The following is an 18,039-nucleotide window of genomic DNA, read 5'->3' as shown; positions in this document are numbered from 1 at the left end:
TAGACTCCTCGTCAAGTTAACTAGTCTTGGAAAAATGATGAAAACAAAACCTTCTTTATGGCAAATGGTGCTATTGCTGATGTTCCCTCAAATCGCAGAAACCATCTATAGCCCGACTCTGGATTCAATATCGAAATCCTTTGATGTGAGTTACGCACAAGCGGCGCAAACCCTCTCGATCTACTTCTCAGCGTTTGCGCTCGGTGTGGTGGTATGGGGCATATTGGCAGACAAATGGGGACGCCGGCCAACCATGTTATTGGGCTTGGGGTTATTCGCGTGTTCTGCGCTGATCGCAATGCAAACCAATAGTTTTGTTTGGTTGATGATAGCCAGAGCCATGGGCGCTTTCGGGCTTGCGGTGGGCTCGGTGGTGACACAAACCATGTTGCGCGATGCCTTTAGCGGCGCTGAACTGGCCAAGGTGTTTGGTTACATGGGGATGGGGCTGTCGATTAGCCCAATCATCGGGCTGCTTCTTGGCGGTCAATTAAGCCAAGCGGGCGGGCATCAATATGTGTTTATTGCCTTGTTTATTATGGTGTTAGCGCTGTTGGTACATAGCCTATGGTCATTGCCTGAAACGCAACAATCTGAGCAGCCATTGCAGTTAAAGTCACTCAGTATTCACATGATCAAAGATAGCGATATATGGATGTCTGCGTTGCTGGTCGCGTCGTTCAATATTGCGCTGTTTTCCTATTATCAATTGGGTTCATTTGCCTTCATTCAACTTGGATTCAGCGTCGAGCAGTTTGGCTACAGCGGCATTGTGCTTGGGTTCGGGACTCTGTTAGGAAGTTTGGTGAGCAAGACATTGTTGAAGCGACAGGTGTCTTCAATGTCTTTGATTGGTATCGCGGCAGGACTTCAAACATTAGGTGCGGTGGGTGTCTACTTTTCACAACACTCAATATGGTTTTTACTTCCGATGATGCTGGTGGTCATGGCATTTGGTATTGCGATTCCCAATGTGTTGAGTCGCGCATTAGTCAGCTACCGATCTCAAGCGGGAAGTGCAGGCGCACTGTTTGGTTTGATGTATTACACCTTGATCGGCTCAGGGCTCGCTTTAGCGGGAATGATTCAAGATTTAGGGGTGGTGTTGGTACTTTGCGGCGCTTTATCTATTCTGGTGACGATACGCAGTCCACTCCAGCTTAAACGCTAAGTCTCTCATCTGTATTGATAAATTCCGTGTCCTGCTTGGCGCGGAATTTATCATTTCTTGGTTTGTAAATTTGGATATTGACAGGGGTAGAGTGATCGTTCTACCCTGTAAGTAGAACAATCATTCTACCATTGTTATGCCAATCACAGTTATTTACTACGATTGGTATTCGGTATTAAGAGAGCACTATGTTGAGAGAACAGATTGCAGCAAGCTTAGAGGTGGCGTTTAGCCAGCAAGGTTTTGCTGAGCCGAGTGTTGCACAACTGAAAATGGCGTGCGATGTAAGCCTAAGAACCTTGTATAAACACTTCCCTTCAAAAGAAGCGATGATTGTTGGTGCCTTGGAATATCGACACCAACGTTACCTAGATTTCTTGTTGGAAACGTCGCCTGAAAAGGGGCTCGCATCGGTTACTCATATCTTCAATAAGCTTCAACAATGGTTAGAAGAATATGCGCCGCACGGGTGTATGTCGATGAATGCGATGGCCGCGTTTCCCGATAATGAGCTTATCAGCCAAGCGGTTACACAGCACAAAGAACAAGTACGTTTGCTAATAGGTAAGCAGAGCCTGCGGGAGGATCTCGCGACACCGCTGTTTTTACTTCATGAAGGCGTATCAAGCGCGTGGCCAGTCTTAGGCGAAGAAGCAGTGGCATCGGCACAGAATATGGTGACCAAATTACTCAAGGAAACAGTATGAATTTCGAGATACCAAAAACAATGAAAGGCGCAGAGATGCTAGGACACGGCGGGGCAGAGATGCTTGGGTACCGTGAAGACATTGCTGTTCCACAAATTGAGCCTAATGAAGTGCTGATCAAAGTGATGGCAGCTGGCGTTAATAATACCGACATCAACACGCGAATCGGTTGGTATGCAAAAAGTGATGATTCAGACGATGCCAGTTGGTCTGGCGAAGCGTTGAAATTCCCTCGCATCCAAGGTGCCGATGTGTGCGGTTTCATCGTAGCCGTTGGTAACCAAGTTTCGGTTGAACGTATTGGCGAGCGTGTTCTGATTGAACCTTGTTTGACTGAGGTTTATGGGCAAGATTTACCACAGCCATGGTATTTCGGATCTGAGTGCGATGGTGGTTTCGCTGAATACACCAAAGTGGCGGCGAAACACGCTTACGCGGTGAACAGCACCATGTCGGATGTTGAGCTGGCGTCTTTCCCATGCTCTTACTCGACCGCAGAAAACATGCTGACTCGCTCGAATGTGATTGAGGGTGATCGCGTGCTTATCTCTGGCGCATCGGGCGGTGTGGGCTCTGCGGCTATTCAGCTAGCAAAAGCTCGTGGCGCGTATGTTATTGCCATCACTAGCCCAAGCAAGAACCAACAGTTACTTGAACTTGGCGCTGATGAAGTGATTGCCCGTGATGCTGATTTGGTTAAAGCGCTAGGCGAAAGCAGTGTGAATGTGGTTATCGACTTAGTCGCCGGTGATAAGTGGCCTGAATTCCTTGAAGTGCTGAAACCACACGGTCGTTATGCCGTATCTGGCGCAATTGGTGGCGCTATGGTTGAGCTTGATGTCCGAACTTTGTATCTCAAAGATCTCAGCTTTTTTGGTTGCACGGTTTTAGAATCACAAGTATTCCAGAATCTAGTCAACCGTATCGAGAAACAGCAGATTGGCGCCATCGTTGCACAGTCTTTCCCGTTGGCTGAAATTCATACTGCACAAGATGAATTTTTGAAGAAAAAACACGTCGGTAAGATCGTGTTGGAAGTCGCTCAGAGCTAACTCTTGGCAGTCACACGTCTAATCTATGGAAGAGCGAGCAAGCGTTATTTGCTCGCTCTTTTTGTTTCTGGCGAATGCTGGCGGGCTTAGTCTCGCAGCCCGTTGAGTAACAGATCCTATACAGCTGAGAAATTAATGATTCATTTGTCACTGTGTGGTTTATGGATCAACTGTGCGATAATCACCGTCGTTATATATCCCGAATTGTTTGATAATCATCTAGGAGCCGTATTGATGTTTAAAAGGGTATTGCAGGCACTATTCTCACCTTTTGTTGATTCAAAAAACAAACCCTCTGCAGAGCCTGCCCAACAAGAGCAACAACAAACCGTTGTTACTGATTCTGTTCAGTCTTCAATTTTTGTTCCGCCGTCGTCCGATCAACCATCATCATTGATCGTCGATAAGACGCTTAGCCTTCATGATGGTGAGTTCCTTGATTATTTGTTTGGAGAGTCTCGCCTTCGCACGGAGTCAGACCCATTTAGTGATTTTGTTGCTTGTCAGATCGAACGCTTGATTCGCTCTCCAAAAGCCTTGCTTAATGAACTGCCAGTGATGCCAGCCTCTGTGACCACGTTAATGGCAGAATTACAGAGCGATGAGTTTGATGTAGATGCTCTGTTAAGAGTGATTGAGCGTGAGCCGAGTATGGCTGCCGATGTGATTAAACTGGCAAATAGCGCCTTTTACAAACGCAATGAAAAACAGGTTACCGACCTAAAAACAGCATTCCTAAATATAGGTTCTCAAGGGCTTGTTGAAGGGGTGGTGAATAGCTACATGAAGAATTTCACGCCGGGGAACAATATTTACTGGCGTCACTTCGGTGAGAAAATTTGGAATCACAGTGTTCAGACTGCGTCGTTTTCTAAGGAGTTGATGAAAGACTCTTCATCTCAAGAAGATCAAGCGGCGGCGTACTTTGTTGGGTTGATTCGAAACTTAGGCAAGATGATCATTTTCCAGATGATGGTCGAAGCCTTCAAGCATGTTGATCCTTCTGTTCCACCTAACTCGTTAGCATTGAAGCGCCTGATGAACAGCTACTCTATTCGCCTGATTTACACCATTGCTAAGTTCTGGGAGCTGCCAGAATCTGTGTTGACCGCAATTGGCTACCAAGAGTCGAGCCGATACGAATGTACGCCACTTGGTCAAGCTGTGTTTGAAGCCAACTATTTGAGTGAGTTGTACTATTTACTGGAGGAACAAACGATTGAAGTCGAGCAGTTTAAGCGCAGATGCAAAGAAACACTAACGTCTCCGGCGGCATGCAAAGTGGCTAGCCGGATTTATAAAGAGTCTGAATTGGCGCTGGTAGGATAATAACGCCTGGCGTTGGCTAGGTTGATTCTGAAGTCGTCCTAAAGCGGTATTTTCTAAATGGTCTTACTAAGCAGTAAGACCATTTTTGTTTCAATTATCGATTAAGGGATCTTAGCCAGCTCTTGTTTCAATTCATCGATTTTACGCAGTTCTTTTTCGATCTTACCCTCATACTTTCGAATCTTATCCGCTCTTTCATCTCTTTTTGCTTCTTCTAAATCGGCTTGGTATTCAGCTAAATCTTGTTCATTGGATTCAATCTTCTCACGGAGATCATCCTTCAAACCTTCATTGGTGCAGTTCTCTTTCGCGGCTTTCAACGCTTTTGTTAATCGCTCTACTTTGTACTTATTGTCGTACTGTTCCGCTTTCTTTATCTGATATTCGATCTCACAGAACTTCTTTTCACAGCCTGTAAGTACGTCGCATTGGGTGCTCGCCATGCTGTTAAAAGAGAGTACGCAAAGAAACAGTAATGAGCCTGTTAGGTGTCGAGTCATGGCTTACCTTCTTATTGGATCTATTTAGTTTGTGCTTATATTTGTTGAATCTCACTTCGAGAGTACATTAGCACCCGCTCACTTTGCTATTGGCAGGGGAGTGTTAAAGATAAGTCTCTGTGCCTAATGGCTTATTTTGAACAGGACTAGATTTACAAATGGCTAATCCACAGCTTGTCGAGCTCACACCAACCGAAGCCATTCACTTGCGCGCCGTGTATCTTTTCAGAAACCTCTAAGTTGAACGCCTCTTGCTTAAGCTCAACCACAACCCCAGAGTCATTCAACCAATGCTTGAGTTCTAACAGTGTATTCATCGCTAACTCAACGTTGGGCTGGTTTGTTATTGAGGCTAAGCCTTGTTCGATTTTCTCTAGCATCTCAGAAGGTAAAGTTAATTCCTCAAATGGGAAGCGAGTGAAAAAGCTTAACCACGCAGTGAAGGTGTCGTTCTCATCAATAATGCTGCACAACGTGACGTCTTTGGTAGTTAGGAAGTTAGTTAGGTAGTGGCCATATTCCACGTTGGTTTTGTGGTTGCTAGATACAGACAGCTGCTCGAAAAGGGTTTGGCATTCAGAGGTGTCTTCAACGGTGAACTCACGAACGGTTGAAGACAACATCGGGTTTTGAATCTTAAAGAAGGTTGAGCCGAAATCCGGTTGGGAAGCATGGTCATCGCCACGCACGGTGGTCGTTTTCTCGGGCAGTTTCACGCACACCTGATTTTGAGCGCAGGCTTTGCTCTGTGCCCATTCAGGATAGACCCATAACTCGACTCGATTGAGAATAGGCGTGCTGTGTGAATAGGCGCTATTACGGCTTAATCTCAACATCTTGCTTGAGAAAATGTCTAATGAGAACGCGCCAGATCCAATCAGTCTATCTGTCGGTGATGAGTGATCAAATACGGAGGCTTCAGCCCTAGCAAGTAGACGCGGTAAATGCCAATCAGGTTGATTCAATTTCACGACAACCACATTGCCTGCCGAGACAGAGACCTCATCAATATGCTGATAACAGCGACGCCATATTTTGCTTTGGCAGAGCGAGTTTAGGCTGCGTGCTATGTCTTGAGGTTCAAGCGTTCGACCGTTATGAAAGTGAACACCATTGCGAATCTGAAAGTGCCACTGTGTCGCATCTTGATTAGGCTGCCAATGATAAGCCAGATCGCCGCTGAGTTTGCCGTGCTTAACGGAGGTTAGGCGTTGGCAAATTTGCATAACTAAGAAACGTTCGGTGCGTCTAAGCACGCGTTGAGGGTGAAGAGCCTCGAGTTCTCGGTGAAAGGGGATGTACGCGATATTCTGCGCCGACGGATTGCTATTGCTTAGAAAGGCTTGCAACTCAGCGCCAGCATTGCGGCCATTGAAGCTCAAGGTGCTAAACACCTGTTCTATGTTGCCTGCGTCAGCTTGGGTTTGTGCGTATTGGTAACACGCCTCAATGGGCTCAACCAGACACGTCAGCTGTGCCTTCTTGCTGCGGCCTGAGCTGGCTTGCCATTCAATCCAACCTTGTGCTGTCATCGCTTTGAGTAAAGTCTGAACGTGACGTTCACTCACGTGCAGCAGTGTGGCCAGTTGGTTGACCTGACAATGTGATACTCCAGGCCCAAAAGCCTGAAATATCTTTTCATACAGTTCAAGCTTGCGCTTAAGGTTGCCCAATTTGCTTTTCCTAACGACGAGGTTGAGTTAAATGTGGATAGCCAGAGTCAATCAGTGCTTTTTCCATCGTATCGAGAACTCGAGAGGTTATCTCTGAGCTTAGGATATCCGACTCAGTTTTACCTTGAAGCACCAATCCTGAAAAATGGTCGATTTCAAATTCGAACCCATTCCCCGTCACTCGGCAGTTGATGGTCGACTTGTTGCCTTGATGTTCAATCTCAATAAAGGCCGGATTCCACCATTTTTCGTGAATGGTGATCTTGGTATCAGGCCCACTCAAATGTGCTGTTCGGGGAAGGTTCTGCACCGTTGATGCCGATATTTTTCCGTTCATATCACCAGAGAATGTAAAGCACGCATCGGTATCAACATTCGCCCCCTCATAAAGACACGACATCTCTACCTGAGGTTTTGAAGGGGTCACACCCAGTGTTCTGCACAGATCGTAAAAGAACCAAAGCCCATAGACCCCAACATCAAGCGTTGCTCCGCCTGACAAATCCGGATTGAAGATAAACAAATCGGGCTCATAGTCATGATGGTTACCAAAGCTGGCTTCGATTGAGTCTATCTGAATATTGTTGTCGACCAAGAATGATTGGAGCTCACGATACGCGGGAAACACCACGGTTTTCATTGCTTCTAGCAACATCACACCATTTTGATTTGCGAGGGCTTTCATCTCAAGCCAGTCAGCAAGGTTGGTAAAAGCCGGCTTCTCGACCAATACGTGCTTATTGTTCTTTAGAAACAGTTCGGCGAGTGGCTGGTGGTATGGGTGAACCGTAGCGATGTAAACCGCTTCAACACTTGGGTCATTCGCCATCTCTTCATAAGAGCCATAAGCCTTGTCGCAACCAAACTTGTTGGCGAACGTGGCTGCGCGTGAGTGATCTCTTGCGGCAACGGCATATAATTCACCATGCAGACAGTACTCGGTTACAGCTGTTGCGAATCGATTGGCGATATTGCCTAGCCCTGCGATACCCCATTTGATTTTTCGTTGCGTGTCGCTCATCAGTTGCTCCAAATCGTTGTTTTGTATCAGTGTACTCAGAGACGCCACATACAAATAGAGAACAGATTTCTCAACCTGTTCTCTATTTAATTTATTCTAGTTGAAGCTCAGGATTAGCTCTGTATGGAGCGTTTCCAATCGGCTAGAGCTTGAATGTGTTTTGGCCCGATGCCACAACAGCCACCGACGATATTCGCGCCCAGTGCATGCCAACGTTTAGCGTAAGTTAAGTAACCTTGGCCATCCAGCTCACGCATTTCTTGAAACATGTCATTCGCTTCATGTTCGCTGCTGATAGGAGCAAAGTTATTTGCGTAGACACCAATTTCTAAATCACTGCCTAGCTCATCGATCACTTTCTGAGCATCAATAATGGCTTGATCCATCACTTCTGGCACTGAGCAGTTAAACATAATGCCTGTCGCGTTTGATTGGCAGGCAAGTTTGATTGAGTCTGTTACGCTCTCGCCAGAACGAATATTGGCAGAATCGCCCTTGGTATCTTCCAAGCTAAAAGCGTAATAACACGGTTTGTTTGATTGCTTGAGTACCGCATGAATGGATTCGAACTCTTGCAGGCTACAGATGGTTTCCGCTATCCAAAGGTCGATGTTCGGGTCTTGTGCATCGTAAAGGGTTTGAATGATTGGCGCAGCCTCTTCTACCTTAAACAAGTCTGGTCGGTAGCTGCCAAATGGTGGTGGAATCGCGCCCGCCACTTTTACGGTGTGAGAAGCATTGTCAGCAACTGCTTTAGCCAGTTCGCCAGACAGTGCTGCGAGTTCAAAGCCTCGTTGCTCGAACAGCTCTTCGCCTAAGTGAAAGGGTACACACGCGTAGCTATTGGTGATCAAGATTTCAGCACCTGCATCGACAAAATTTTGATGCGCTTGGCTAACAAAGTCTGGTGCTTCAATCAGCGCTTGAGCACTCCAAAGCGGTTGAGAAAATGGCGCGCCAATTTCTTTGAGTTCTCGGCCCATGCCGCCATCAAGTATGGTTAGTGTTTTCATATTCAATACTATCTAAACAATTGCTGAAGTTCTGCCGCCACCATATCAGACAACCTTGTCAGACAGAAGCCATCAAGACTCTGTGTTATCGAGAAAAGGTGTCGGACTGTTTTGGAGATAGCCACGGCATAATTTAGATTCACCCTTTCTCAATAATGTGCACCACCACACGTATCACTACCTATACGTATGAGTTGCATATTTGCTATTGTAGTCAGTAGTTTAGAGCGGGTTACTGACTTATGAAGCAGGACCTTACCATTTTGGTCTACAGCATGAACTCTGAAGTGGTTTTAGCTAGGTCGATACCGCAGAAATAAGAATAATCAGACATGGTGCCTCCGATGCATTTTAATACCACATAAGGGGGGCAGAACCTCGGTAGGGGGAATCCATGTCATTCGTTATACGTATTAGTTCAGAGGAAGTATTATGCAGTTATTTTTCCATGATGTTGGCTTAAAAGGAGCTAATGCAGATTTCCCCAAAACTGTCTTTGGTGAAGTCGCTGTTTCCGATATCGTCGAATATTGTCCACCTCATCTACAAGCGGAAATAGAAGATAAGCTTCTGGCTGAGTTTCCCGATGGCTGGTGTAACGTCTGGGGAGTCCCTGATGGCGCCAAGAGTGTTATTCGTCAACTTAAAGTTGACGATGTCATGCTTTTAATCAAGACCACTGGTGGTGATGGTGAAATGCCTGCTCTTTGTCATATAAAAGGCTTTTGTAAAGAGCAGCTTTTAGACCTTTCAAACTTTTTGTGGGGAAGTAGTCATTTCCCCTACGTGTTCTTTTTCAAAACTCAGTATATCGAACTGACTTGGACCCAGTTCAAGAAAGATGTTCAATATATGCCTAACTTTCGACCGTCAGGAAATGTTTATCGTGTGAGGAGCGATCGACTTGAACATTTTGGCGGTTCAGAAGGCTATGTCAGTCATCTTTTACAAAAAATATATGTAATCGATGATTTAGGTGACTATGAGATTCGAGATAACTCACCAGAGCAGGAGTATGCTGAGGGCGAACGGCAGGTGCGAGAAGCTTCATATTTCAAGCGTAACGCTAAGTTAGTAAAAGACGCAAAAGCCGAGTTTGGTTTTATATGCCAGGTTTGTGATTTTGATTTCGAGTCGGTGTATGGAAAAGAATTAGGCGCTGGTTTTATCGAGTGCCATCATAAGAACCCTCTATACGAAAAAGATGAGAATTACATCAGTACATTAAATGACGTTTGTGTGGTTTGTTCAAATTGTCACCGTATGATTCATCGCACTAAGCCAGCAATGAAACCTGAAATTCTAAAAGCAAAGCTGCTCAAAAAATACGTATAACAAACAACTATGGCGCCAATAATTAAATTTTGGTGCTGTTTTCATCTCACATAGTCCCATATGTCATCAACCATTGCAGAACGTTAAATGGTAGGTCACCACAATCTGTAGAGGAAAGTGCATTGAAGCTAACGAATAAACTCGTACGTTACCCGCACATTGATGTTGATCGTGCGTTTGAAAAAGAAGCTGATTTATTGCAGCAAATTCAGGCGGGTGAGATTGGACAAGCCTTAATGCTGTGGCAAGCAAAAACGCCAACACTCGTTTTGCCCGCAGGTAAAAAGTGGCCAGTGACCGTAGAGTCTAGAAAGCAACTCACGGCACAAGGCTGGCAACTCACCTCACGTAAAACAGGTGGCGCTCCCGTTCCCCAACTGCCGGGGATCATTAACTTATCGCACATTTACCATTGGCCTCGTGATGAAGCCTACAACATCCAAAAAGCGTATCGACATTTATGCGACGTCTTAACTCTGTTTTTCAAAGAATTGGGCATCGATGTGGATGTACACGCGACTCCCGGTTCTTATTGTGATGGCGACTACAATCTCAATATCAATAAACAAAAAATAGTGGGCACTGCGCAGCGTGTTTTGCTTAAACAAGGGGGCGGCCAAATCGTACTTTCGCAAGCTTGTATCTTGTTGGATGTCGACTTAGAGAACATCGTTGTGCCCGTGAATTTTTATAATCAAGTTTGCGGGAATCCAACCGTGGTGGATGCGCAGGTTCATACTCCGTTGTCCGCACATTTGACTAGCCTTCCCAACATCGACTCACTCTTTCAGCAGTTAAGCCAAGCTTTCATCAAGCACGCGTAATATCAACCTTTCGCTAATGCTAATTTGCCAATGGATGAACCATTTCAATACTATGTGTCGATGACAACGAATGGGTTGAACTTAAGGCGGTGAGAACTTTATAATGTTACTTGTAACATAATAAAGAGTTCAAATAGTTATGACAGAACAGCAGAAGAAAACTCGAACCACACTTCAAGATGTTGCAGACAAAGTGGGGGTCACAAAGATGACCGTCTCTCGTTACATGCGCAATCCCGATTCAGTCGCAGCCAAAACTCGCGTTAAAATTGCTGCGGTTATTGAAGAGATGGGATACATCGAAAACAAAGCGCCAGCTATGCTCTCGAAATCGTCGAGTAAAGCGATCGGTATCTTGCTCCCTTCGTTATCAAACCAAATCTTTGCCGCGTTTGTTCAAGGTATCGAAACGGTTACTAAAGAGAATGGCTACGAGACGTTGCTTGCTCACTTTAGCTATGATGCTGTGGAAGAAGAGGAAAAAATTGCTTCGCTGCTTTCGTATCAAGTTGATGGGTTGATATTGACGGAAAGCCATCACACCCCCCGCACGTTACAGATAATCAAGAATTCAGGTGTTTCTGTTGTTGAAACAATGGAGCTCCCAACCAATCCGATCGATATGGTTGTTGGCTTAGACCATATTGATGCTTCTTACCATGTCGTGAAGCGAATGATTGAAGCTGGAAAGCGCTCTATTGCTTACTTTGGCGCTCGACTGGATGCGCGAACCAAGCTGCGTTTGCAAGGCTATGACAAAGCGATGCATGAGGCTGGATTAGAGCCTAAACATGTGTTGACTGAACAGCACTCTAACTTCTCTTTGGCTGAAGATCTGCTTGATCGCGCTCTTGCGGATTACCCAGATCTAGATGGCGTGTTCTGCACCAATGATGACATCGCGATAGGTACCTTGCTCATTGCCCAGCAACGTGGAATCCAAGTGCCGCAACAGCTATCTGTGGTGGGCTATAACGCGTTAGATATCGGTCAAACCATACGCCCAAAACTGACTAGCGTGGATACGCCACGTTATGAAATAGGTAAGAAAAGTGCCGAGCTACTGCTTGCCCGATTGAAAGGTGAGCCAGTCACGGAAACGGTTGTGGATATGGGCTATCGCATCACGGATGGCGAAAGCGTTTAACCAAGTATCGTGGAAACTGAAAGGGGCATCGAAATGATGCCCCTTTTGCTTTTACATTTAAGCGATAACACAGCTAGACGATAAAACTCGCCCCTTGTTCTGCACTCGAAACGCTTTGGCGCATCACACTAAATAGGTTGCGCCCCATGGTTTGTTGGTTGGTGTCTGCCTCAAACACTCTCGCTTGGCGAGATTGCATGTCGTTGAGGTTATTGAGTTCGCCACTCGCGCAATCTAAGCGCAGGATATCGCCTTCGCGAACAAGCCCGATAGTTCCGCCTCGAATCGCCTCTGGTGAGACATGAATCGCGGATGGGATCTTTCCTGAGGCTCCAGAAAGGCGCCCATCAGTAACCAGAGCCACTTTAAACCCTTGTTTCTGAACATTACCTAGAATCGGCATGAGCTTATGCAGTTCAGGCATGCCGTTCGCAGCTGGGCCATTGTTTATCACCACAACAATGCAATCTTTGTTGAGCTCACCTCGTTGATACGCGGCTTCTACCTTATGTTGGCAATCAAAAACTACCGCAGGTGCTTCTATTACACGTTGCTCTTCTGCAACCGCTGACACCTTAATCACTGCGTTGCCAAGGTTCCCAGAAAGGACTCGCGTTCCGCCTGTGCTTTGGAATACCTGTTCTTGGCCTGCAATTACCTCTGCGTCTGCCGACTGTTTGCACTTTTTCCACGTTAGCTTTCCATTTTCAAGCTCTGGAATACTCATTTGATCTTCAAACGAGCCAAAGGTAGGTGTGACATCTCGGTGCAGTAAGTTGGCTTGATCTAAACGGCGTAACAGCGCGGGAACTCCTCCTGCCGCTTGGAACGCATTCATATCTGCTGGGCCGTTCGGATAAACTCGAGCAAGTAAAGGCACCACATCGGATAGATCGCTGATGTCTTGCCAAGTCAGAATAAATCCTGCTGCGCGTGCTACCGCGACCATGTGAATGCTGTGGTTGGTACTGCCACCTGATGCGAGTAGGGCAACAATGCCATTGATTAAGCTTTTAGCGGTAAAGACTTCAGAAAGTGGGCGGAAGTTTGCGGCTTGTGGTGTCATTGAAGCAATTTCAATGGCGGCATGCTGAGTGAGTGATGCGCGCAATTCCGAGTCAGGGTGAATAAACGCTGAGCCCGGAAGCATCAGCCCCATCGCTTCAAATACCAGCTGATTGGTATTGGCTGTGCCGTAAAAAGTGCAGGTGCCCGCTGAGTGATAAGCGTTGCACTCCATATCCAGCAAGGCACTTTTTCCTACCTTGCCAGCCGCGTATTCTTGGCGAATGTGTACTTTCTCATCATTGCTGATGCCCGTTGCCATCAAGCCTGCCGGAACAAAGACGGTTGGTAGATGCGCAAAAGAGAGCGCGCCCATTAGTTGTCCTGGAGCTATCTTGTCGCAAATGCCAAGTAATAGGGTTGAATCAAACACGTTATGACTCAGTGAAAGAGCCGTCGATTGAGCAATCAAGTCCCTTGAAAACAAAGACATATCCATGCCTGGTTGGCCTTGAGTTACCCCATCGCACATCGCGGGAACGCAGCCTGCTACTTGAGAGGTGTGGCCGAACTTAGCTAACGCCTTTTTGATCTGATCTGGATAGTGTTGATACGGCTGGTGGGCGCTTAACATATCGTTGTAAGAGCTGATTAACGCCACATTGGATTTAGTGAGATCAAGAATCGAGCGTTTCTCATCGGAGCAAGAAGCTGCGACAGCGTGAGCCAAGTTGCCGCAAGAAAGCCCTTTGCCACCTTTGCCTGCAGAGGCTTGATGTTGAGTTCGGTTTAGAAACGCTTCACGAGTCGTTTTGCTTCGTTCAATTAATCGTTGAGTCACCGCTTGGATGGTTGGAAGGGTCATGCTGTTTCTGCCTCATCAGTCATTGAAAGCACAATCGCAGCACAGTCCACAACGTCATCAATATCGCCATCAATGCTGATGACAACCGTATCTGGCTCGTGATCGGGTCTTTCTAATGTTTCGAACTGGCTTTTAATCATGTTCTCTTTCATGAAGTGGCCTTGGCGCTGACGCATTCGATGCAAGATCAGGTCAATGTTGCCATCTAAAAAGAGAAAGGTGAGGTTTTTGTTCCCTTCGCGAATTTGGTCGCGGTACTTCTTCTTCAACGCAGAACACACAATAATGCCGTGCTCATTTTTGCTTTCTAGGCTGTACGCTGCATCACGAACGCGTTCCAGCCATGGAATGCGATCATCATCATTAAGAGGTTGGCCTGACGCCATTTTTTGAATGTTTGCTCGAGGATGAAGGTCGTCACCATCAATGAACTTACGCCCAAGTTTTTTTGCCAACTGCTCGCCTATCGTGCTTTTCCCACAAGCACTGACACCCATGACGATGACACTACTACCAGCCATAACTCAATCCTCTTAACAAATTTGCGCGTGATCTCAATTTTGAACATCGCTTGTAAATATGGCTTTATCTTATAAGCGTTACCGGTAACATGTTACCGGTAACTTAAGGAAGTGTGATGAAGGACACAAAACAACAATTCACAACAATTGTGATTGTTTTTGCATCCTACTGACGGAAAATTAGTCACATCTCACTATATTCGCGTTTAAAAATCACTGGAAAGAGATCTTTGGGGGATAAAATGGCCAACGATTACCGCGCAATTGCGAAATCTGTTGTTGAGCATCTTGGGGGCAAGACAAATGTGGCTGCCCTAACACACTGTATGACTCGACTACGATTCGTTTTACACAGCCAAGATGGCGTCGATATTAACAAGCTAAAAGCACTGAAAGGTGTGATGGGTGTTGTTGATAATGGAGACAAAGTACAAGTTATCATTGGTAACGAGGTATCGTATGCATACAAAGAAGTGATGGCGCTTTGTGAGCTATCCACTGTATCTGAGTCAGAGGTTCCTGCTAAAAAAGAGAAGCTAACGGCTAAGTCAATTGGTGCGAAAATGTTGGACGCACTGGTTGGTACCATGTCGCCTCTTATCCCAGCAATCATTGGCGCTTCAATGGTCAAACTGCTCGCCATGGTACTTGAGATGCTGGGCTGGGTTGAGCCAAATGCGCCTACCTTGATTATCTTGAAAGCGATTGGCGATGGCGCCTTCTTCTTCCTACCGGTTATGGTTGCCGCTTCGGCATCAATCAAATTCAAGACCAATATGTCTCTTTCCATTGCGATTGCCGGTGTCTTAATCCATCCGAACTTCATGGAATTGATGGCGCAAGCGGCAGAAGGCAAGCACGTTGATTTCTTCGGTATCCCAATCACGTCAGTAAAATATACCTACACGGTTATTCCTGTACTTGTGATGACTTGGGCTCTTTCTTACATAGAACGTTGGGTAGATAGCATTACCCCAGCTGTGACTAAAAACTTCTTGAAACCTATGTTGATCGTATTGATTGCAGCTCCGGTTGCTATCGTACTTATCGGTCCATTTGGTATTTGGGTAGGTACTGCACTTTCAGCGCTAGTTTATACAATTCATGACACATTAGGTTGGTTGTCAGTTGCTATCATGGGTGCACTTTGGCCTCTACTTGTTCTTACTGGTATGCACCGTGTATTTACTCCAACGATTATTCAAACCATTGCCGAGACAGGTCGTGAAGGTATGGTTATGCCTTCAGAAATCGGTGCCAATCTCGGTATGGGTGGTGCGTGTTTGGCTGTTGCTTACAAAACCAAAAACAGCGCACTAAAGCAGACATCATTAGCCGCGGGTGCTTCGGCTATCTTCGCCGGTATCTCTGAGCCTGCATTGTACGGCGTGCTTGTTCGTCTGAAACGTCCACTTATCGCAACAATGATTACTGGTTTTATCGTAGGTGCATTAGCGGGCATGGGTGGCCTTGCGAGTCACTCGATGGCAGCACCAAGCTTGTTTACGAGTGTTCAGTTCTTCGATGTGAATGACCCGATGAGTATCGTTTGGGTGTTCGGTCTGATCGCATTGTCTATTGTTCTGTCATTTGTTCTGACCCTAGTTTTAGGCTTTGAAGATGTTCCAGAAGATGATGCCGATGAGAAAGCAACTTCAGAGCCAGCAAACAAAGAAGCTGGTAAGGCAGAAGACAAGCCGACAGTAGTGTCCGCGTCTTAATTAGAATTGATTAATTTATTCAGTCACCTTACTTCAGCGTAAGGTGACTTTTATTGTTTCCGAGGTATTCGATGTCAAACATTCAATTTCCCGAAGATTTCTTATGGGGTGGCGCTATTGCCGCAAACCAGTCTGAAGGCGCTCACTTAGCGGGTGGTAAAGGCCTAACAACCGTTGATATGATCCCTTACGGTGAGAACCGTATGCCAATTAAGCTTGGTCAGGTTGATAAGGTCACGCTCAGCGAAGACGAGTTTTACCCAAGCCATAACGCGATAGACTTTTATCACCGTTACAAAGAAGACATCGCCTTGCTGGCAGAGATGGGATTTAAAGTCTTCCGCGTATCCATCGCTTGGAGCCGAATCTTTCCAAAAGGTGATGAGCTAGAGCCGAACCAAGCCGGTTTAGATTTTTACCGTGATGTTTTTGAAGAGTGTAAGAAATACGGTATTGAGCCGCTCGTTACCTTGTGCCATTTCGATGTGCCAATGCACTTGGTCAGCGAGTATGGTTCGTGGCGTAATCGTAAGATGATTGAGTTCTTTAGCCGTTACGCGAGAACCTGTTTCGAGAACTACAAAGGCTTGGTGAAATACTGGCTAACCTTCAACGAAATCAATATTTTACTAGCGAGCCCGTTTTCTGGTGCTGGATTGTTGTTTCAGGAAGGCGAAAATCACGATCAAGTGAAGTACCAAGCTGCTCACCATGAGCTAGTAGCAAGCGCTTTGGTAACCAAGATTGCCCATGAAGTTGATGAGCAAAACCAAGTGGGTTGTATGCTGGCGGGCGGTAACTTCTATCCATATTCATGTAAGCCAGAAGATGTGCTGATGGCGATGGAAAAAGATCGCGAGAACCTGTTCTTTATCGATGTTCAATCACGTGGTTACTACCCATCTTATGCTCAAAAAGTGTTTGATAACAAAGGTGTGGTGCTTGAAACACAAGAAGAAGATTTCGAGATTCTAAAGAACACCGTCGATTTCATCTCATTTAGTTATTACGCTTCACGCTGTGCTTCTGCCAATATGAATGCGGGTAACACCAGCGCGGCTAATGTTGTTAAGTCCATCAAAAATCCTCATCTTCCAGCAAGTGATTGGGGCTGGGTCATTGACCCTACAGGTCTTCGAATCACGATGAACACACTCTATGACCGATACCAGAAACCACTTTTCTTGGTAGAAAATGGCTTAGGTGCTCGTGATACCTTGGATGACAATGGTGAAGTGAACGATGATTACCGTATTGATTACCTTCGTCAGCACATTGTTGCGATGCATCAAGCAATGGAAGACGGTGTACCATTGATGGGTTACACACCTTGGGGTTGTATCGATCTTGTTGCGGCATCGACCGGAGAGATGAGCAAGCGCTATGGGTTTATCTACGTGGACAGAGACAACCTAGGCAATGGTACGTTAAATCGTATTCCTAAAAAGTCATTCCACTGGTACAAAAAAGTGATCGCAAGCAACGGCAGCGACTTGGCTTAATTTGTCTGTTTGATAATGAGAGAAATGAACAATGAAAACAATTGAACAGCGACTCAGAGATATTCGTATCGTTCCGGTGATCGCCATTAATGACGTTGCTCAGGCTGTGCCGCTTGCGAAAGTACTGGTTGAAAATGGCTTGCCTTGTGCTGAAGTGACATTTCGTACAGAAGCGGCAGCAGAGTCGATTCGTTTGATGCGTGAAGCTTACCCTGAGTTACTGATTGGCGCAGGTACTGTGCTGACTACAGAGCAGGTGGATACTGCCATTGATGCGGGTGTTGATTTTATTGTTAGCCCAGGCTTGAATCCAACCACAGTCAAATACTGTCAGCAAAGAGGGGTTACGATCGTTCCTGGAGTGAATAACCCAAGCTTGGTTGAACAAGCAATGGAAATGGGGCTTAAGACACTAAAGTTCTTCCCAGCAGAGCCATCTGGCGGTATTGCTATGTTGAAAGCGTTGACGGCTGTTTACCCGGTTAACTTTATGCCGACAGGCGGTGTAAGCCCAGCGAACGTTGAGTCTTACTTATCACTGAAATCAGTCGTTGCCTGTGGCGGTACTTGGATGGTACCGACCGACAAAATGGACAAGGGTGATTGGGATGGAATCGCAGAGTTAGTTCGAGCGATCGGTTCTAGATAGTTCG

At 46.0% G+C, this 18,039-nt stretch carries 16 protein-coding genes and 1 pseudogene; 10 read left to right on the top strand and 7 right to left on the bottom strand.

Features of this window, described 5'->3' with window-relative positions:
* The first annotated feature begins 37 nt into the window (after positions 1-37).
* The 4 genes from MSG35_RS03045 (at position 38) to MSG35_RS03030 (ending at position 4,259) form a co-directional block, all read left to right on the top strand.
* A complete protein-coding gene (locus MSG35_RS03045) occupies positions 38-1,171 on the top strand; it encodes a multidrug effflux MFS transporter (RefSeq protein ID WP_248382765.1) in 1,134 nt (377 codons plus the stop codon).
* Between the two features lie 188 nt (positions 1,172-1,359).
* The gene (locus MSG35_RS03040; protein ID WP_050643468.1) at positions 1,360-1,878 is read left to right on the top strand and encodes a TetR/AcrR family transcriptional regulator; all 519 of its coding nucleotides are present in this window, start codon (positions 1,360-1,362) and stop codon (positions 1,876-1,878) included.
* Positions 1,875-2,930 carry an alcohol dehydrogenase family protein gene (locus tag MSG35_RS03035; protein WP_248382764.1) on the top strand — a complete coding sequence of 352 codons (1,056 nt, stop codon included), beginning with the start codon at positions 1,875-1,877 and terminating at the stop codon, positions 2,928-2,930. The genes MSG35_RS03040 and MSG35_RS03035 overlap by 4 nt, the downstream gene beginning before the upstream one ends.
* Before the next feature lie 234 nt (positions 2,931-3,164).
* Positions 3,165-4,259 (top strand): HDOD domain-containing protein, encoded by a 1,095-nt coding sequence (locus MSG35_RS03030; protein WP_248382763.1) that lies wholly within the window; start codon positions 3,165-3,167, stop codon positions 4,257-4,259.
* Between the two features lie 101 nt (positions 4,260-4,360).
* On the opposite strand, the gene MSG35_RS03025 is transcribed toward MSG35_RS03030, so the two are convergent.
* The 5 genes and pseudogenes from MSG35_RS03025 to MSG35_RS03005 form a co-directional block, all read right to left on the bottom strand.
* Entirely contained in the window at positions 4,361-4,759 is a 399-nt protein-coding gene (locus tag MSG35_RS03025) for a DUF1090 domain-containing protein (protein ID WP_172378581.1), read from the bottom strand.
* 152 nt (positions 4,760-4,911) lie between these two features.
* Positions 4,912-6,432 carry an SgrR family transcriptional regulator gene (locus MSG35_RS03020; protein ID WP_248382762.1) on the bottom strand — a complete coding sequence of 507 codons (1,521 nt, stop codon included), beginning with the start codon at positions 6,430-6,432 and terminating at the stop codon, positions 4,912-4,914.
* A 10-nt stretch (positions 6,433-6,442) separates the two neighbouring features.
* Positions 6,443-7,453, bottom strand: a complete 1,011-nt coding sequence (locus MSG35_RS03015) for a Gfo/Idh/MocA family oxidoreductase (RefSeq protein WP_248382761.1) — start codon at positions 7,451-7,453, stop codon at positions 6,443-6,445.
* Positions 7,454-7,566: 113 nt separating this feature from the next.
* The gene (locus MSG35_RS03010; protein ID WP_248382760.1) at positions 7,567-8,466 is read right to left on the bottom strand and encodes a homocysteine S-methyltransferase family protein; all 900 of its coding nucleotides are present in this window, start codon (positions 8,464-8,466) and stop codon (positions 7,567-7,569) included.
* A 152-nt stretch (positions 8,467-8,618) separates the two neighbouring features.
* Positions 8,619-8,800: pseudogene (locus tag MSG35_RS03005) on the bottom strand (IS110 family transposase); the annotation flags it as partial.
* Between the two features lie 98 nt (positions 8,801-8,898).
* Between MSG35_RS03005 and MSG35_RS03000 the strand changes: the two are divergent.
* The 3 genes from MSG35_RS03000 to MSG35_RS02990 all read left to right on the top strand — a co-directional run bounded on the left by MSG35_RS03000 (position 8,899) and on the right by MSG35_RS02990 (position 11,772).
* Entirely contained in the window at positions 8,899-9,801 is a 903-nt protein-coding gene (locus MSG35_RS03000) for a restriction endonuclease (protein WP_248382759.1), read from the top strand.
* A 122-nt stretch (positions 9,802-9,923) separates the two neighbouring features.
* Positions 9,924-10,625, top strand: a complete 702-nt coding sequence (locus MSG35_RS02995) for a lipoate--protein ligase (protein WP_248382758.1) — start codon at positions 9,924-9,926, stop codon at positions 10,623-10,625.
* A gap of 139 nt (positions 10,626-10,764) precedes the next feature.
* Complete coding sequence (locus MSG35_RS02990) at positions 10,765-11,772, top strand: LacI family DNA-binding transcriptional regulator (protein ID WP_248382757.1); 1,008 nt, start codon at positions 10,765-10,767, stop codon at positions 11,770-11,772.
* A 73-nt stretch (positions 11,773-11,845) separates the two neighbouring features.
* Here the strand turns inward: MSG35_RS02990 and edd are convergent, their stop codons facing one another.
* Positions 11,846-13,642, bottom strand: a complete 1,797-nt coding sequence (gene edd, locus MSG35_RS02985) for a phosphogluconate dehydratase (RefSeq protein ID WP_248382756.1) — start codon at positions 13,640-13,642, stop codon at positions 11,846-11,848.
* Positions 13,639-14,163: a gluconokinase gene (locus MSG35_RS02980; protein WP_017059452.1), complete on the bottom strand. Its 525-nt coding sequence runs from the start codon at positions 14,161-14,163 to the stop codon at positions 13,639-13,641. The genes edd and MSG35_RS02980 overlap by 4 nt, the downstream gene beginning before the upstream one ends.
* A 242-nt stretch (positions 14,164-14,405) precedes the next feature.
* Between MSG35_RS02980 and ascF the strand changes: the two genes are divergently transcribed.
* The 3 genes from ascF to MSG35_RS02965 all read left to right on the top strand — a co-directional run bounded on the left by ascF (position 14,406) and on the right by MSG35_RS02965 (position 18,035).
* Positions 14,406-15,884 (top strand): PTS cellobiose/arbutin/salicin transporter subunit IIBC, encoded by a 1,479-nt coding sequence (gene ascF, locus MSG35_RS02975; protein ID WP_248382755.1) that lies wholly within the window; start codon positions 14,406-14,408, stop codon positions 15,882-15,884.
* A 71-nt stretch (positions 15,885-15,955) separates the two neighbouring features.
* A complete protein-coding gene (ascB, locus tag MSG35_RS02970; protein WP_248382754.1) occupies positions 15,956-17,386 on the top strand; it encodes a 6-phospho-beta-glucosidase in 1,431 nt (476 codons plus the stop codon).
* 31 nt (positions 17,387-17,417) lie between these two features.
* Entirely contained in the window at positions 17,418-18,035 is a 618-nt protein-coding gene (locus tag MSG35_RS02965) for a bifunctional 4-hydroxy-2-oxoglutarate aldolase/2-dehydro-3-deoxy-phosphogluconate aldolase (protein ID WP_248382753.1), read from the top strand.
* Positions 18,036-18,039: the final 4 nt, after the last annotated feature.

This window comes from Vibrio sp. 1CM23M, from assembly GCF_023161755.1.
GTDB lineage: Bacteria > Pseudomonadota > Gammaproteobacteria > Enterobacterales > Vibrionaceae > Vibrio > Vibrio coralliirubri.
This window is presented reverse-complemented; position numbering and strand designations above follow the sequence as displayed.

Excerpts from the sequence above, each read along its gene's own strand:
- ascF (WP_248382755.1), top strand. The coding sequence starts at position 14,406 with ATGGCCAACGATTACCGCGCAATTGCGAAATCTGTTGTTGAGCATCTT.
- edd (WP_248382756.1), bottom strand. The coding sequence starts at position 13,642 with ATGACCCTTCCAACCATCCAAGCGGTGACTCAACGATTAATTGAACGA.
- MSG35_RS03045 (WP_248382765.1), top strand. The coding sequence starts at position 38 with ATGAAAACAAAACCTTCTTTATGGCAAATGGTGCTATTGCTGATGTTC.
- MSG35_RS03025 (WP_172378581.1), bottom strand. The coding sequence starts at position 4,759 with ATGACTCGACACCTAACAGGCTCATTACTGTTTCTTTGCGTACTCTCT.
- ascB (WP_248382754.1), top strand. The coding sequence starts at position 15,956 with ATGTCAAACATTCAATTTCCCGAAGATTTCTTATGGGGTGGCGCTATT.
- MSG35_RS02990 (WP_248382757.1), top strand. The coding sequence starts at position 10,765 with ATGACAGAACAGCAGAAGAAAACTCGAACCACACTTCAAGATGTTGCA.
- MSG35_RS03035 (WP_248382764.1), top strand. The coding sequence starts at position 1,875 with ATGAATTTCGAGATACCAAAAACAATGAAAGGCGCAGAGATGCTAGGA.
- MSG35_RS02965 (WP_248382753.1), top strand. The coding sequence starts at position 17,418 with ATGAAAACAATTGAACAGCGACTCAGAGATATTCGTATCGTTCCGGTG.
- MSG35_RS03030 (WP_248382763.1), top strand. The coding sequence starts at position 3,165 with ATGTTTAAAAGGGTATTGCAGGCACTATTCTCACCTTTTGTTGATTCA.
- MSG35_RS03015 (WP_248382761.1), bottom strand. The coding sequence starts at position 7,453 with ATGAGCGACACGCAACGAAAAATCAAATGGGGTATCGCAGGGCTAGGC.
- MSG35_RS03000 (WP_248382759.1), top strand. The coding sequence starts at position 8,899 with ATGCAGTTATTTTTCCATGATGTTGGCTTAAAAGGAGCTAATGCAGAT.
- MSG35_RS03040 (WP_050643468.1), top strand. The coding sequence starts at position 1,360 with ATGTTGAGAGAACAGATTGCAGCAAGCTTAGAGGTGGCGTTTAGCCAG.
- MSG35_RS03010 (WP_248382760.1), bottom strand. The coding sequence starts at position 8,466 with ATGAAAACACTAACCATACTTGATGGCGGCATGGGCCGAGAACTCAAA.
- MSG35_RS02980 (WP_017059452.1), bottom strand. The coding sequence starts at position 14,163 with ATGGCTGGTAGTAGTGTCATCGTCATGGGTGTCAGTGCTTGTGGGAAA.